Origin of the sequence: Xanthomonas sp. 10-10 (assembly GCF_040182365.1) — a bacterium.
Classification (GTDB): Bacteria; Pseudomonadota; Gammaproteobacteria; order Xanthomonadales; family Xanthomonadaceae; genus Xanthomonas; species Xanthomonas arboricola_F.
Genome location: NZ_CP144460.1, coordinates 3,827,595 through 3,843,157, shown reverse-complemented (window position 1 = coordinate 3,843,157; position 15,563 = coordinate 3,827,595). Strand labels below are relative to the sequence as shown.

Sequence of the window (15,563 nt, the reverse complement as noted above, 5' to 3'; positions counted from 1 at the left end):
TTATTGATCACAGGCATGCCCATCTTTGGCATTTGCGAGAATATTCATTTTCCAACTTTCGAAGTTCGCCAAGCCTTCTATTTAGTAGTTTTTCATGACCCCTAACCGTGTCTTTTAGTGCTTCGCCGGGCCCGATCCGCCAGGGGAGGCCGGCGGGATTTGAAAGTAGATCAGGGTACCTCTTTCCATAAATTTCTTGGCTAGTATTCTCAATTTTCCTCGCAAGGCTTCGGCAATACTCGCCATTCGGATCTTCTTGTCCACTCCAGGGAATTGGGGCTGCGGAATCGAGCGGCGTAGCGATAGGGCGTGGTAGCACCGCTGGTCTTGCTAGGGTGGGTGCCAGCCACGGTAAAACAATTTCAAGTCCGTATATGTCGACGAAATTGTAGGGATCAGAGCTTACATAGGAATACGTACTAATGCCGCCAATAAGGCCAGTAGGGTCTGATTCGACATAGCGGCCAGTATAAGATTCGTAATCTCTGAAGAAGTTTTGATTGAATCCACTCGCAGCGTCGTACCGCTGCCCCGGAAACCGCATATCCAATATCACCGCCGCACCATCCCCATCAGGATCCTGATTTGGCGCGGTGTTGCCGAAGGCTTCGCCCTTCAAGCTCCACGTCCACACCGCCACATCGCGGGTGGGGTCGATCACCACGCGTGGGCTGCCCAGGTGGTCGGGTTCGATGTAGTACAGCGTGTTGGCATTGGCTAGCAGGCCGACCGGTAGGTCGTCCAGCCAGATCGCCTGCTGCTTGGGCGCGCCGTTGCTGTCGTAGTCGCCTAGCCAATGGCCTGCTTCGTCATAGAGCGTGTAGGTGTTGGTGGTGCCTAAGAAGCGGCGCACCTGCTCGCCACGGCCGTTGTAGCGGTAGTTCATGGTCACCGCGCCGGCGCGGCGGGCCTGGGTCATGCGGCCGGTGGTGTCGTAGGTGTATTGGCGCGCGGTGCCGCCGATGGCGGTGGTGTTGCCGGTAGCGTCGTAACTGCGGGCCACGCCGGCCACCGCACTGAGGCGGTGGCTGTCGGCCGGGTAGGTGTAGGCCTGCGTGGCAGTGCCGACCTTGGCGCTGAGGCGGTTGCCGGTGGCGTCGTAGCTGTAGCCGTCGATCAGGGTACCGGTGCGGCCGTCCTTGAGGCCGGTCAGGCGGCCCAGGGCATCGTAGCCCAGGCCGATTTCGGGCGTGGGATTGCCGGCTGGGGTCAGTGCGGTGAGGTTGCCGGCCGGGTCGAAGCCGAAGCCCACGTCCAGCCCACCCGGGCGGGTGTCCTGAATCGCCTGCGGGCGGTAGTCCAGATCGTACTGGCGGGCGAGGATTCGGCCATTGCCATAGGTCCAGCCGGCAGCCGGACCGAACGGGTAGTAGCTGGCGTTGCCCAGCAGCACCTGGCGGCTGCCGCCGGCCGGGGTCACGCCGACCTCGGTGGTCTGGCCTTGCGAGTTGCGCACATAATCGACCACTGCACCGTCGGGATAGGTCATGCGGCGCAACTGGCCGCCGACGGTGTAGTCGTAGCGCAGTACCAGCGCCTTGCCGTTGCTGGTCTGCACCTTGCGCACCAGATCGCCGAAGCGGTTGTAGCAGTACTGGGTGATGGCGCCGCCGTCCTGCATCCTGGTCAGGCGGCCGATGGAGAAGGTCTCCCCGTTCGCGCAGGCCGTCTGCGTCACGTCGTGGGTGTAGCTGACGTTGAGGCCGCTGGTGGGGTAGGTGACCTTGGTCAGGCGATTGAGCGCGTCGTAGCCGTAGGCGGTGGTATTGCCGCGCGCGTCGGTCTGGGTGGCGCGGTTGCCGGCGCTGTCGTAGGTGTAGCTGGTGACGCCGGTGTCCGGGCTGGTGAGCTTCACCAGATCGCCAAAGCCGTTGTACTCGTATTTGGTATCCAGGCCCTTGGGGTCGGTGACCTTTGTGAGGTTGTCCAGCGCGTCGTAGTCGAAGGTGGTGCCCGCCTTGATGCCGGCCACATCCTGCAGCGTGCGCGAGAGCCGGTTGAGCGGGTCGTATTCGCTCTGGGTTGCGGTTGCCAGCGCATCGGTCACGGTGGTGGGGTTGCCGTTGGCGTCGTAGCCGAAGTCGGTGGGATCGCCCACGGCGGTGGCCTGCGTCTTGAGTTGGCCGAGCTCGTTGTAGACGCGCGAAAGCGTGCGCTTCAACGTGCCGGCCGCGTCCTTGGTGTCTTCCTTGACGCGATTGCCGGCATTGTCCAGGGTGTAGTGGATGGTGTTGCCCACGTTATCGGTGATATCGGTCAGCCGATGCGCGGCATCGTAGGTGAAGGCGGTGAACGCGCCATCGGGCTGGGTGACCTGCTTGACCAGGCCGGTGGGCCAGTAGTCGATGCGGGTGATGCGGTCATCGGCCTCGCTGGACGCATCGGCCCCGCGCACCTTGGTGGCGGTCAGCCAACCGCGCGGGTGGTAGCTGTAGTCGGTGACGATGCCGTTGGCGTCCTTGATGGACAGCGGGCGGCCGGCGCCGTCGTAGGCCAGGTATTCGGTGACGCGGCCTAGGGCGCTTGTGACTTTCCACAAGTCGCCTTTGCGATGCGCACAGGTCGTAGGTGTTGCGGCGCAGCTCGCATCATCGCTGAGGTAGTAGCTGTAGCTCGTGCTGTCGGCGATATCGGTGCGCGGGCCATCGCTGGACAGCAGCGCACCTGCTAGCGGACAGCTGCCTGCAGCGACATCGGCATCTTCGCAATAGCGCCGCGTGGCGACACGCGCTGCAGCGCCGGCGGGGTCGAGTTGCGAGACGGTCAGTGCCTGGCCTCTGGCGTTGTAGGTCCAGGTTGTCCTGGCCACCAGCGCATTGGCGGCGTCATAGCTGCGGCGGTCTACAGGTTGACGCAAGCTGGCGTGCCAGTCGGTTTGCATCGTGCGCTTGCGGCCGGCCGTATCGTTGGCGGCATCGATCCTGCTGGTCAGGAGGCCGCGATGGTTGTAGTTCCAGTCAGTGGAGACGCCGGCAAAATCGACCTCCAGATCGGGATAGCCATTGCCGTCATAGCTGCGGGACTGGAACGACGCACCTGTGCATTCCGGGCACAGCCCTTTGACAGCTGCCACCTTGGCCTGGCCGAGCTTGGAAAGGCCAGTGCGCGTGATGGTGTTTTCTGATGGCGTTGTGACGGTAGAGGCGGTACCTGCATAGGCAATCGTGAATTGGTCGATCGCGCCTGCTGGATTGCCATGCACGCTGCGGGTCACGCGTTTTTGCGCATCGTAGCTCCATGACGCATAGACCTGGCCTTGTGCATCGCGATGTGTCGTCAGCGCATCCGGAAAACGTGAATCGCCATATCCATAGCTGGCCACCATTGAGGAGGCCGATGCCCCTGCCGCCTGCAAGGCCACCGAGCTCAAGCGTCCTTGGGTGTCATAGCCATAACCGAGGATTGAGCCATCGGGGAGCGTGGCCTGGACGATCCTGCCGGCTTGGTAGGTAAATACGATCTGCCGGCCGCGTAGGTCCCGCACCGACTGCAATTGCGCGCCGGCATAGGTCAACGTCAGTCGCTCGCCATCCGGATAGGCCATGCCGGTCAGTTTGCCGTCGGGGCCGAAGGTTTCCTGCATATCGTCTGCAGTGGTGACTTGCCAGCCGGTCCGCACGCCGTTGTCGAGGAGTTCGGTCAGCACTTCGCGCACGTCCCAGTCGGGCGTCCAGGTCCCGTTGGCAGACTTCTTGAAGGTGTAGAAATTGCCGCTGGGACGGGTCAGGACCACGGTTGCTGCATCGGCCACCGTCAATGCACGTGCGTAGCTATGCCGCCATGTGGAACCGAGTGCGGTAACGGGTTGCAAGCCAGCTGCGCTGCTGTAATAGCGTACGAACTCCAGATGTCCAACCGGGGCGCGGTAATCGACTGCGGTTTCGAGTTTGGCCCCGGTGAACACGTTAGCGGGGTTGCCAGCCGTGGTCGGCCCGGTGGTGGCGTCGCAACAGCCGTTGTTCTTGCCGGGATCGATTGGTGGAGGAGATGCGCAGACTGCGCCGTTGGGCGTGGCGACTGGCTGGCTGCCGTTGGTGCCGACGGTGTACTCGCAGCCTTGTTGGCAGACTTTGCCGGTGCTGCCGGCTGCAGGTGCAATGGATGGGCGAGCGGTGCAGGTGGAGGCGTAAAAGCTACTGTCTAAATAGGAAACCCAAGTGAAGTTATCAAATGCGCGATAGCATTCGACGACTGCTTCGTAACGCTGGGTGTATGTTCGATCGTTCACTTTTCCACTGTGAATATTTACGCCTCCAGAGATGCAAATCGCTTCGTTGCCTTCCCTCAAAGCATTGAGATATGCCTGCCCTTGGTCACATAGGCTAGTGCCCGCATTGCAAAGAGCTGAGTCTCCAGCGTAAGCCTTTTGCATTGGGACCAAATAAGAAAGCGCTGCAACGAGTGCAAGCAGAAGTCCAAACAAAGTGCCGCGAGGACTTTTTTCGTGCATCCAACGCTCAAGATCCTTCATCGCCTCAACTCTCCGTGTCGTGTGTTCTTTGGCAAGCCGCGGTAGCGGTGCATGTGTGGGCAAAGCATACCGAAAAAGAAATGCTCTCAATCGAGTAGGCAGACTCTTAATCCAGCCGTTGGTCGGAAGTGCTGCAAGCCGTTCTTGCTCTTTGTCTGGCAGCCTCTTTGTCTGGCAGCCGGAATCTGACTCCGTTCGCTGGTATTGCAAGTGGGTTATAGTTTTTTAGAAGTTCAGGAATGCTGGAAGGTGGCTGCCGTGCCCCGCTTGGCCAACGCGCGTACGCGATAGTCCGCATCCAGCTTGGCTGACGCTCCTGCCAGGTGTTTTGCATGACCCTCGTTGCTCACGACATCATCGGCAATGGCCAAGCGCTGTTCGCGCGAGGCTTGAGCGGCAATCATTTGATCGGCCAACGCTGGTGTACTGCCGTCGCGCTGAATCAGTCGCGCGTGCTGCGTCGCAACCGGGACATCGACAGCCAGGATGCGGTCCAGCCACGGGTACGTCATCCGCCCGCCGGCTTCTGTGAGCAAGGGGATCGCGACGATGGCGTAGAGGCTATCGGCGGCCAGTGCCGCACGTTGTAGCTCGGCCCGAATTGCAGGATGGGTGATCGCTTCGAGCGTCCGCCGTTGCGTGGGATCGCCGAAGACGATCTGACGCAGCGCTTGGCGGTCCAGTGTCCCATCCGGTAACAGGATCCCGTGGCCGAACTGCTCGGTGATGGCATCGAGGATGGGACCGGGCGTCACGACCTGCCGCGCAACGATATCGGCATCAATCACGGGTACGCCCAGTTTCTCGAACTCGGCGGCGAGGGCACTCTTGCCGGAGGCGATGCCGCCAGTGAGGCCGACGATGAAATCGCTCATCGCCGTGCCCCAGTCAACGCAAGCCTGCGAAGTGCAGGTAGCCGTCCACCAGATCGTTGCCCCAGAAGAAAACCACCCAGCCGGCAATGGCCAGGTAGGGGCCGAAGGGAATCGGGGTGGCGCGGTCGCGGCCCTTGGCCACCAGCCAGATCGAGCCGAGGATGGCGCCGACCAGCGAGGAAATCAGGATGATCGGCAGGATGCCTTTCAGCCCGCACCAGGCGCCGAGCGCGGCCAGTAGCTTGAAGTCGCCGTGGCCCATGCCTTCCTTGCCGGTGAGCTGCTTGAACAGCCACCACACCGTCCACAGCGAGACATAGCCGACCGCCGCGCCCAGCAGGGCGGGCTTGGCCGGCATGTAGAGGTTGTCCATCGAGCCGACCAGGCCCAGCCACATCAGCGGCAGGGTCAGCTGGTCCGGCAGCAGCTTGTGGCGCAGGTCGATGCCCGACATCGCCACCAGGAAGCAGCTCAGTACGATTGCGCCGAAGCCTTGCCAGCCAAAGCCGAAGCGCCAGACGCTGGCCACGCACAGGATCGAGGTCAACAGCTCCACCAGCGGGTACTGGAGGGAGATCGGCTTGCCGCTGTAGCGCGACTTGCCGCGCAGCATCAGCCAGCTAAAGAGCGGGATGTTCTCCCACCACTTGAGCTTGTCGCCGGTGACGGGGTCGTGCGAGGGCTCCACCACGATCCCCGGCGGCGGCGGCTCGTAGATGTCCGGCAGCTCCAGGATTTCGCGCGCATCGCGCCGCCACTGCCACTCCATGCGCTTGGGCAAGCGCAGGATTACCACGTTCAGGAAGCTGCCGATCAGCAGTCCCAGTCCGGCCGCGGCGGGAAAGCCGAGACCGGGATGCTGGTCTAGAAATGCCATTACGTCTTATCCAACGACTGCGCCCAACTTGAAGATGGGCAGATACATGCCGATCACCATACCGCCGACAACGACACCGATGAAGATCATGATCATCGGCTCCAGCAGGCTGCTCAAGGCATCTACCGCATTGTTCACGTCCTGCTCGAAGTAATCGGCCACTTTGAACAGCATGGTATCCAATGCGCCGGCCTCTTCGCCGATGGCGGTCATCTGGATCACCATATGCGGAAACAGGTTGACCTGCTTCATCGACAGGTTGACCGGGTAGCCGACCGACACGTCGTCGCGCATGCGCAGCACCGCTTCTTCGTAGACCTTGTTGCCGGTGGCGCCGGCCACGATGCTCAGCGCCTCCACCAACGGAACACCAGCCTTGAAGGTCACCGCCGTGGTACGCGCGAACCGGGCAATGGCACTGTCGTGCATGATCTTGCCGATGACCGGCACCTTCAAGATCAGCCGGTCGAACAGATGCTGCATTTTCGGCGAGCGCTTGTAGCCCATCACTAGCCCGACGACCGAGCCGATTGCGATCAGCAACATCGGCAGCCACCACGACACCATGAAACGTGAACAATTCACGATCATCTGGGTAAACGCCGGCAACTCCGCGCCAAAGCTGGAGAAGACGGTTTCGAATTGCGGTACAACCCAGATGAGTAGGATGGAACTGACGATCAGCGCAACGGCCATCACCATCGCCGGATAGAACAGCGCCTTCTTGATCTTGCCCTTCAGGGCTTCGATGTTTTCCTTATATGTCGCCACCGTTTCCAGCACAGTATCGAGAACGCCGGCACTTTCGCCCGCTTTGACCAGGTTGCGGTACAGCTCGTCGAATTGCACCGGATGCTTGCTGATGGCCTCGTTGAGCGACAGGCCGCCCTCGATGTCGGTGCGGATTTCGCCGACCATCTTCTTCATGCGCGGGTTCTTGGCGCCCTCGCCGATGATTTCGAGCGATCCCACAATCGGCACGCCCGATTTCATCATGGTCGCCATCTGCCGACTGAAGAACGCGATGTCCTTGGGCTTGATAGGCTTGCCGGCGGCGCCGAACAGCGGCTTGGGCTTGGTCTTGACCACAGTCGGCGTGATGCCGCGCCGCCGAAGTTCGGCACGCAGCATGTTGGCATTGCGGGCGAGCTCATCCCCCTTCATCTTGACGCCGCGCTTGTCTGTCCCCTCCCAGACAAAGGTTGCCATCTGATTCATACGGTTCGTCGTGGTCGGCGGTTTTTTCGCCGTAGTGATCGCAGCCAAGGCCTATCTCCCCCGCCGGCACCCCATGCCAGCCTAGTGCTGTGATGATAGCCGTTCGCGTCGCAAGTAGCACGCTTCAGTCAAGTCTAGCAACCCTCTGGACGTGATGCTCAGAGGGTTGAGTATCACTGCGCGAGACTAGTGCCTGATTCGTCCAGCCCGGCTACTGAATTATGAGCGGCGTACTCATTTATTTCTTTGAGGACCGCGCGCAGTGCTGTGCCGCGGGTTGCTGTGGGCAGTTGTTTGATTTCAGTATAACCGGCGCGACGCATTAGGTCCCAAAAAGTCTTCTTGGCACCTTCAATGTCTCCGGCCTTGAGTAGTAACCTAACATGCAGTAAGGCAATCGTAGGGTCTGGACTATTCGGCCAAGCCAGACGAGTCTGTTCAAGCGCGTGCTGCCAATCGCCAGCTTGATAATAGGCAAGTGCAGCATTGTATCGAAGCGTCCATTTTGATTGCGATGCTTCTCTGTGGTCTGTTGCCTGATTCAAAATGCTCACAATAGTATTGGCGAGCAGGGCTGGTGTAATCCGGCCACAACCGTCTCGTTCGCGGATTTCAAGTAAATTTGATATCGCATATGGCAGGACGGGATTTATAAAGCGTGGGGAATTCTGTGCTGCGGCCTCCAATAAGGATGGATCACTGTCCTTGTGGAGGTGACAGTTTAGTATGGTTAATTCAATTTTACCGATGCCGGAAATTCTTGGGTCGGAATTGGAGGCTAGGCGCTGGAAAGCATTATACGTGTCTCCGACGAGCCCGCTTTGCATGGCTGCAAAGCCGAAGGCAATATGGGCCCTTGCGGAATTGGGGTGGCTATCAATTGCAGCCAGGCTGATGCCTAATTGAGTTTGCCAAACCAATGCTCTCGACCAGGTTTGTGCGCAAATTACGCCAATAAAACCTAATGCAAACGTCCAGCCGATCGCGTTTGATCGGGTTCCGTATTGGCTAAGCTTGCGAAGTGCGGCGGCAATTAGGTCGATAAGCATTAACCAAAGCCCAAGCTGAGGCAAATAGTTGCGATGTTCATAATAAAGCTCGATTGGAACAATGCTGGCCTCTACCGAATGTGCGACCAAGAACCAAAACCAGCCAACAAAAAAACCTGGGAGCCGTTTTCGGCAGGATATAGCTGCAGCGCTGACCGCAAGTAGCCCTATTATCGCGGGAGTAGTAGTCGCTGGACTTGAAAGGCTATGAGATATAGCGAAATCGTCTGTATAGATGCCCATTGCTGGTGAGTACGGCATTATGAGCATTCGAATATAATGACATATTGCGCGGGGTTCGCTGATTAGGCGCTCGATTGGTGTCATGCCCCATTCAAGCATGGCTGATTGGAGGGTATTCCATTGCCAGTACACAAGTGCTGGAAGAATAATTATCGGCAGGGCTACGAAAGTTGTGTAAAATATTTTTAGTAAGCCATCCCACTCCCTTGGTTGTTTAAGCCACCCTAGCTCAACTACTAGGCAAAGTCCTACAAGGACTATGGCGCTTTGCTTTCCCTGGATTCCCAGGAGGGTAAGTGCTGGAAGCCCGAGGAAAAGGAGTGAAAATGCTGTGACCGGTGCAATGCTTTTTTTAAGCATCTTTTGTCGGGTCGTAATATAAAGCCATACACCAAGAAGTGGGAAAATTGTAGCGATCTGACTCATGCGTTGCACAACGTAAAGTACTGTGCTCACGTTTAGTGGGTGAAGCAGCCAGATGGAGCAAATCAACGCGGAAATCAATGATGAGTGCTTGCTCAGATTTTTATCCAGCGCAAGCATTCGGCGGAAGGTGGCATAGGCAACCCATCCGCAGATCAGATGCAGTACTAGATTCCCGGTCTTCAGAGAAAAGCTTGTTTCTCCCCCTATGACTACGTTGATGGCTAGCGTCATCATGGCTAGTGATCTATGCAAAATCCAATTGCCGTTGCCGGCAGCCATGTCCCAAAAGCCGATTGCTCCGTTATGCCAAGACTGAACTAAAGCAAGATGCTGCTCATCATCCATTAAAAATGGGCCGTCAAGCCCGGGCCAGTAAAGGACGATGCAAATTACCGTCGCAATGACAAGCAGGCTCGTTGGCGAGGGCTTGGATGATAAGGGCCGCATTTTCTGTCCGTTTAATTGTTAAAAAAAAACCCCGGGAGCCCGGGGTTTTTTATTTTTGAGCAGAGTAGATTACTGCTTGGTGCCCTGGCAGGAACCCGGACGGAACTTGGTGTCAACAGTACCGCCGCAGACCCAGTCAACCTGGTAAGTGGTGGAGTTAACGGTGCCGGTCAGAACGATATTGCCAGTAGCGCCTGTGACGCGGCTGACAGCAGTAATGACACATCCGCTGTTGCTGAGGCCATTCACATAGGCAGACGACTGGGTGTCAATAACGCTAGACGTCGGGCAGGAGCCATTGTTGGCGGCTACATACTCAGAGATGGTGGTGCGACCCGCCGAAGCAGCAAGAACGACTTCCGAGACCTTGGCCTTCTTGGTGTAGTCGGAATAGGCCGGCAGCGCGATGGCGGCCAGGATGGCGATGATGGCGATCACGATCATCAGTTCGATCAGGGTGAAGCCCTGCTGCATATTCTTTTTCATTGATTCGGCCTTGGCTTGGATTGGATTGGGACTGGATAGAGCACTTCGGTGACCGTTGCCCTGATTGGCAGGGATCGGGCCGTGGCTGTGCGTGACCACCACGTGTTGTTCAAAGCAAAGGACGTGCCAACTCCAGCAGCTTACCGTTTAACAAGCGCTCAGGCGGACTCGACCGGAGCTGCAGCTCTGCGCGGCGACCAAATGGGTCAGAGGGTGACCAAATTTGTCACTCTTTCCGGCCCGTTTGCGCAAGTGGTGCGGTCGGTTCGCAGCACTTATGCTGTTCTCGACGACACGCAGGCATTCGATGCGCGGTCAGGCCCCATCCCGAACGCGGCAATGTGATGATACGTGAAATACCTCTAATTTTTTTCGTGACGTGTTCGACTATCGGAAGCCAGCTGCTGGTAAAGCATGGGTTGACCCAAATCGCTGCGCGGACGCCAGCGCCCACGGGACGCGACTGGTTTTTGGCGGCGGTGCTGTCGCCCAGTGTGATCACTGCGGTGGCGGTGCAGGGCATCGGGTTTCTGGTCTGGATGCTGGTGGTTCGCCATGTCAAGCTGGGTGTTGCGTTTGCGATTTCCGGCGCCTTCTTCTATCTCCTGCTGGCTCTGCTCAGCTGGTTGCTCTACGGGGAGCGATTGACGCCGTGGCAATGGGTTGGGTTGGTGCTGATCTCCACCGGGGTTGCGCTGGTCTCGCTTACCGCGCAGGCAGGCTAAGGCGATGCCTGGCACGGTCGACCATGCGTTCGTAGTGCCCGCATACGGCGATTCGCCTTATCTGGACGCGTGTCTGCGCTCGTTGGCAGCGCAGTCGTCGCCATCTCCGATCTTGATCAGCACGTCCACCCCCAGCCCGCAAATCGCGGGACTGGCGGCGCGCTATGGCGCCAGGTTGGTGGTGCATGCCGATGCGCCGCGGGGCATCGGTCACGACTGGAATCTGGCGCTGGGCACCGCGTCTGCACGCTGGGTCACGTTGGCGCATCAGGACGATGTCTATCTGCCCGACTTCGCAGGCGAGACCAAGGCGGCCATCGCGCAGGAGCCTGGTGCCGTGTTGGTCATGACCGGTTACGGCGAACTGGCGGGCGAGCAGCGGCGCATAATGACGCCGATGTTGGCGGTCAAGTGGATCTTGCAGGAGATGGGTTTTCTGGGGACATCCGTGATTCGCTCAAGGGCTTCGAAGCGGCGTCTGTTGATGTTCGGGTGCGCGGTGCCATGCCCGTCGGTGACCGTTCGCAAGGACGCCGGCTGGGGCGTTTTCCGGGAAGATCTTAGGTTGAACCTGGATTGGGACGCGTGGACGCGCGCAGCCGATCAGCAAGGGGCGTTCGTGCGTGTGCGCAAGGTATCCATGCTGCATCGTGTGCATGCCGCAAGTACTACCAGCGACGGGGTGCTGTCGGGTATGCGAGCCGCCGAGGATCTGATGATGTTTCAACGCTTCTGGCCGCGTACGGTTGCTGCGTTGTTGGCCCGCGTCTATCGTCTCTCCTACAGCGCCGGGGGGTGACCATGCAGACTGCAGTGCAGCACGCCACCAATCCGTGGCCCAGGACCGACGAGGCGAGGTTCGAGGTGCGCCTGGCGGTTGTCATTCCCTGCTACCGGGTCAGGAGCAAGGTGCTCGATGTGCTGGCTTCCATTCCCGCGCAGGTCGAACGCATCTATGTGGTCGACGATCATTGCCCCGACGCCAGCGGCACCTGGGTGGAGGAGCGGTGCGCGGATCCACGGGTGGTGGTGTGTCGCAATCCCTCCAACCTGGGCGTCGGGGGGGCCACGATCGCTGGCTATCGGGCCGCGGTTGCCGATGGCATGGAGATCATCGTGAAGATGGACGGCGACGGTCAGATGGATCCGGATGCGTTGTCGGAGCTGATCGGGCCGATCGTTCGAGGCGAGGCCGATTACACCAAGGGCAACCGTTTCTACGACCTGGCGCAGATCGGTCGGATGCCAAAGATGCGGATTATCGGCAATGCCGCATTGTCGTTTCTGACCAAGCTGTCTTCCGGGTACTGGGACATTTTCGATCCGACCAATGGCTATACGGCCGTGCATGCGAGCGTGGTGGCGCGCATGCCGCTGGACAAGATCAGTCGCCGGTATTTTTTCGAGAGCGACATGCTGTTTCGCTTGAATACCATCCGGGCAGTGGTGGTCGATGTGCCGATGGATGCACGGTATGGCGACGAAGTCAGTAACCTGAGTGTGCGCAAGATCGTCCTGGATTTCGCCATCCGACATCTACGCAACTTCGGAAAGCGGATCTTCTACAACTATTTCCTGCGCGACCTGTCCCTGGCATCGTTGGAGTTGGTTGCAGGCGTGCTGTTCCTGTTCTCCGGTGCGACGACCGGCGTGTTCTTCTGGCTGCAATCGGCGCAGACGGGGTATTTCAGTTCTGCAGGTAGCGTGATGCTCGCAGCGCTGCAGGTGATCGTGGGGATCCAGCTCATCCTGGGTTTCCTTGCCTACGATATCGCTGCCGTGCCTGCGCGGACTCTGCACCTGCTGGTCAATAGAAAACCGGGTGAGGGTCGGCGTGGCTGACTTCGATGAGCGCTACACCAGCTATCAGACCGATCGTGCGCCGCTCAGGAAACTGGTGCGCAAGCTCTATCTGCGCAGTGCGCAATCGTTGTTGCGCGGCCCGACGCTGGATTTCGGCTGCGGTGTGGGGGAGTTGCTTGGACGGTTGCCCGAGGGGTCCATGGGGCTGGAGTACAACGTTGCAACTGTTGCGTACTGCCGCAGCCGGGGGCTCGCGGTAGACCACTATGACGGATTGGCTGACGACTGGCAGTTGCGCGTCGTCCCTGATTCGGTTCGGTTCGAATCGATGGTGGTCAGTCATGTCCTGGAGCATCTTGAGGCGCCAGCGGAGATTTTTGGCAAGTTGGCCCGGGCTGCCCGTCGTTTGGGCGTGCAACGATTGCTGGTGATCGTGCCGGGCAAGGCGGGGTTTCGCAGCGATCCCACACATTTGACCTTCATCGATAACGGGTTTCTTTCGCGCCCAGAGCTTTTGACCGAGACAGGTTTCAGGTTGGAACTGTCACGCTATTTTCCGCTCGATCAACGCTGGCTGGGCGATTGGCTCACGCATCATGAAATGCAGACACTCTATGTACGTGACATCTAAGGTGCGGATCCTGCGCGGGTGGTTGAGCCAGGATGTCAGTCAGGGGCCATGGGCACGCAAGGCCAGGCTGGTCAGGCATAACATCCGCTGCAGCCAATGCCGGTCTACCATGAGCATGATGAAATGAGGGGCAGGAATCTATGAATAGCGTCGTCACCGCCAACTTGGTTGGCATCACGGGCATTGCCCGGCGGCTTGTGCAGGACGGTGCTCTGGATGAAGGCGCGGCGCGTGCTGCGATGGATCAGGCCGCTACTGCCAAGGTCCCGTTGCCGCAATGGTTCTCGGAGAAGAAGCTGGTGACCGCTTCGCAACTAGCAGCTGCCAACTCGGTGGAGTTCGGGATGCCGCTACTTGATGTGTCATCGTTCGATCCTAATCAGAATGCAATCAAGTTGGTTAGCGAAGAATTGCTGCAGAAGTTTCAAGTGCTGCCCCTGTTCAAGCGCGGTAACCGGTTATTTGTGGGGGTGAGCAATCCGACACAGACTAGGGCCCTGGATGACATCAAGTTCCATACGAACCTGGTGGTTGAGCCAATTCTGGTTGACGAGGATCAGATCCGTCGAACCTTGGAGCAGTGGCAAGCAGGTAATGCGTCTTTTGGCGCGTCACTTGGTGACGATGACGAAGAAATGGGAGACCTGGACGTCTCGTCCGGGGACGAGGACATGGGCGCCGGCGGGGATTCCGGGGTCGATGCGAAAGGCGACGACACGCCGGTGGTGAAGTTCGTCAATAAGGTGCTGGTGGATGCGATACGGCGGGGAGCCTCCGACATCCATTTCGAGCCATACGAAGACGATTACCGGGTGCGCTTGCGCATCGACGGGCTGTTGAAGAACGTGGCCAAGGCACCGGTGAAGCTGAGCCAGCGCATCGCCGCGCGTCTGAAGGTGATGTCGCAGCTGGATATCGCCGAGAAGCGGGTGCCGCAGGACGGGCGCATCAAGCTCAACCTGTCCAAGACCAAGCAGATCGACTTCCGTGTGAGCACCTTGCCGACCCTGTTCGGCGAGAAGGTGGTGTTGCGTATCCTGGACGGCAGTGCGGCCAAGCTGGGGATCGAGAAACTGGGCTACGAAGCGGATCAGCAGAAGCTGTTCCTGGATGCGATCCACAAACCTTACGGCATGGTGCTGGTGACGGGGCCAACCGGTTCGGGCAAGACGGTGTCGTTGTATACGGCGCTGGGCATCCTGAACGATGAGACGCGCAACATCTCAACTGCCGAGGATCCGGTGGAAATCCGCCTGCCCGGCGTCAACCAGGTCCAGCAGAACAACAAACGCGGCATGACCTTTGCGGCGGCCCTGCGCTCGTTCCTGCGCCAGGATCCGGACATCATCATGGTCGGCGAAATCCGCGACCTGGAGACGGCCGAGATTGCGATCAAGGCGGCGCAGACCGGTCACATGGTGCTGTCGACGCTGCATACCAACGATGCGCCACAGACCATCGCGCGTTTGATGAACATGGGCATCGCGCCCTACAACATCACCTCGTCGGTGACCCTGGTGATCGCGCAGCGTCTGGCGCGCCGCCTATGCAACAACTGCAAGCGCAAGGCGGTGTTGCCCGAGCATGCGTTGTTGGCCGAAGGCTTCACGCCGGCGCAGATCGCTGCCGGTATCGAGCTGTATGAAGCGGTGGGCTGCGACGAATGCACCGAAGGCTACAAGGGCCGTACCGGTATCTATCAGGTGATGCCGATGACCGACGAGATCGGTGCGATCGTGCTGGAAGGTGGCAACGCGATGCAGATCGCTGAGGCCGCCCAGAAGATCGGCATCAGGGATTTACGTCAGTCGGCGTTGGTCAAAGCCGCGCATGGAGTGACTAGTCTGGCCGAGATCAATCGCGTGACCAAGGACTGAGCGCCCTCATCCGCCCTTCGGGCACCTTCTCCCGCAGGCGGGAGAAGGGCAGATGTCGGCGCTTGTGATGCGGTGGGTGCTGCGCTGATCCGTCCTCGGACGTTTATGACGTGGATGCGAAAGGATTTGGAGCCACTGACAAGCGGCTCGCCGCCGCCGGGCGGACGCGGCCGGTGCTTGGACTCCTCATTGGCACGCGCGCATTCCGCGTGCGCGCCGTCCATGGCTACCTGACGGCTGCTCGCTACGTTCTGTCGAGAAACCCTGAACAACTCAGGATATAGCGGGCAACTTGGGATGCCGCCTGGTCGCGGCATTGGTCCATGGTGAAACTCAAGCGCTTACGCGTTATAAAAATTCTTCCGGTATTGACCGGAAGCTCATCAAAGAGTTGTTGAAAACTTCCTTGGTTGCGCTTGGGATGGGGAATCGGCA

11 protein-coding genes are annotated in these 15,563 nt (G+C 59.3%); 5 read left to right on the top strand and 6 right to left on the bottom strand.

Going from position 1 to position 15,563, the window contains the following annotated elements; translation table 11 throughout:
• Window positions 1-7 precede the first annotated feature (7 nt).
• From VZ068_RS16090 to VZ068_RS16065, 6 genes are all read right to left on the bottom strand, one after another.
• Window positions 8-4,471 (bottom strand): RHS repeat-associated core domain-containing protein, encoded by a 4,464-nt coding sequence (locus VZ068_RS16090; protein ID WP_349655861.1) that lies wholly within the window; start codon window positions 4,469-4,471, stop codon window positions 8-10.
• 233 nt (window positions 4,472-4,704) lie between these two features.
• Complete coding sequence (gene coaE, locus VZ068_RS16085) at window positions 4,705-5,346, bottom strand: dephospho-CoA kinase (RefSeq protein WP_259162376.1); 642 nt, start codon at window positions 5,344-5,346, stop codon at window positions 4,705-4,707.
• Between the two features lie 13 nt (window positions 5,347-5,359).
• Window positions 5,360-6,223: an A24 family peptidase gene (locus tag VZ068_RS16080; RefSeq protein ID WP_002812278.1), complete on the bottom strand. Its 864-nt coding sequence runs from the start codon at window positions 6,221-6,223 to the stop codon at window positions 5,360-5,362.
• A gap of 6 nt (window positions 6,224-6,229) precedes the next feature.
• On the bottom strand, window positions 6,230-7,432 hold the full coding sequence (locus tag VZ068_RS16075; RefSeq protein ID WP_349657730.1) for a type II secretion system F family protein: 1,203 nt from the start codon (window positions 7,430-7,432) through the stop codon (window positions 6,230-6,232).
• Window positions 7,433-7,614: 182 nt separating this feature from the next.
• Window positions 7,615-9,504: a hypothetical protein gene (locus VZ068_RS16070; RefSeq protein ID WP_349655860.1), complete on the bottom strand. Its 1,890-nt coding sequence runs from the start codon at window positions 9,502-9,504 to the stop codon at window positions 7,615-7,617.
• 171 nt (window positions 9,505-9,675) lie between these two features.
• Entirely contained in the window at window positions 9,676-10,092 is a 417-nt protein-coding gene (locus VZ068_RS16065) for a pilin (RefSeq protein ID WP_349655859.1), read from the bottom strand.
• Window positions 10,093-10,511: 419 nt separating this feature from the next.
• On the opposite strand from VZ068_RS16065, the gene VZ068_RS16060 reads away from it, so the two are divergent.
• From VZ068_RS16060 to pilB, 5 genes are all read left to right on the top strand, one after another.
• Complete coding sequence (locus VZ068_RS16060; protein WP_349655858.1) at window positions 10,512-10,817, top strand: SMR family transporter; 306 nt, start codon at window positions 10,512-10,514, stop codon at window positions 10,815-10,817.
• Window positions 10,818-10,821: 4 nt separating this feature from the next.
• Window positions 10,822-11,616, top strand: a complete 795-nt coding sequence (locus VZ068_RS16055; RefSeq protein ID WP_259162353.1) for a glycosyltransferase — start codon at window positions 10,822-10,824, stop codon at window positions 11,614-11,616.
• A 2-nt stretch (window positions 11,617-11,618) separates the two neighbouring features.
• A complete protein-coding gene (locus VZ068_RS16050) occupies window positions 11,619-12,659 on the top strand; it encodes a glycosyltransferase family 2 protein (RefSeq protein WP_349655857.1) in 1,041 nt (346 codons plus the stop codon).
• Window positions 12,652-13,251, top strand: coding sequence for a methionine biosynthesis protein MetW (locus tag VZ068_RS16045; protein WP_259162349.1), 600 nt, complete (start codon window positions 12,652-12,654; stop codon window positions 13,249-13,251). The genes VZ068_RS16050 and VZ068_RS16045 overlap by 8 nt, the downstream gene beginning before the upstream one ends.
• A 140-nt stretch (window positions 13,252-13,391) precedes the next feature.
• On the top strand, window positions 13,392-15,128 hold the full coding sequence (pilB, locus tag VZ068_RS16040; protein WP_259162348.1) for a type IV-A pilus assembly ATPase PilB: 1,737 nt from the start codon (window positions 13,392-13,394) through the stop codon (window positions 15,126-15,128).
• Window positions 15,129-15,563: the final 435 nt, after the last annotated feature.

Bases quoted from the DNA above. Each gene is read 5' to 3' on its own strand.
- VZ068_RS16090 (WP_349655861.1), bottom strand. From the start codon at position 4,471: ATGAAGGATCTTGAGCGTTGGATGCACGAAAAAAGTCCTCGCGGCACT.
- coaE (WP_259162376.1), bottom strand. From the start codon at position 5,346: ATGAGCGATTTCATCGTCGGCCTCACTGGCGGCATCGCCTCCGGCAAG.
- VZ068_RS16080 (WP_002812278.1), bottom strand. From the start codon at position 6,223: ATGGCATTTCTAGACCAGCATCCCGGTCTCGGCTTTCCCGCCGCGGCC.
- VZ068_RS16075 (WP_349657730.1), bottom strand. From the start codon at position 7,432: ATGGCAACCTTTGTCTGGGAGGGGACAGACAAGCGCGGCGTCAAGATG.
- VZ068_RS16070 (WP_349655860.1), bottom strand. From the start codon at position 9,504: ATGGATGATGAGCAGCATCTTGCTTTAGTTCAGTCTTGGCATAACGGA.
- VZ068_RS16065 (WP_349655859.1), bottom strand. From the start codon at position 10,092: ATGAAAAAGAATATGCAGCAGGGCTTCACCCTGATCGAACTGATGATC.
- VZ068_RS16055 (WP_259162353.1), top strand. From the start codon at position 10,822: ATGCCTGGCACGGTCGACCATGCGTTCGTAGTGCCCGCATACGGCGAT.
- VZ068_RS16050 (WP_349655857.1), top strand. From the start codon at position 11,619: ATGCAGACTGCAGTGCAGCACGCCACCAATCCGTGGCCCAGGACCGAC.
- pilB (WP_259162348.1), top strand. From the start codon at position 13,392: ATGAATAGCGTCGTCACCGCCAACTTGGTTGGCATCACGGGCATTGCC.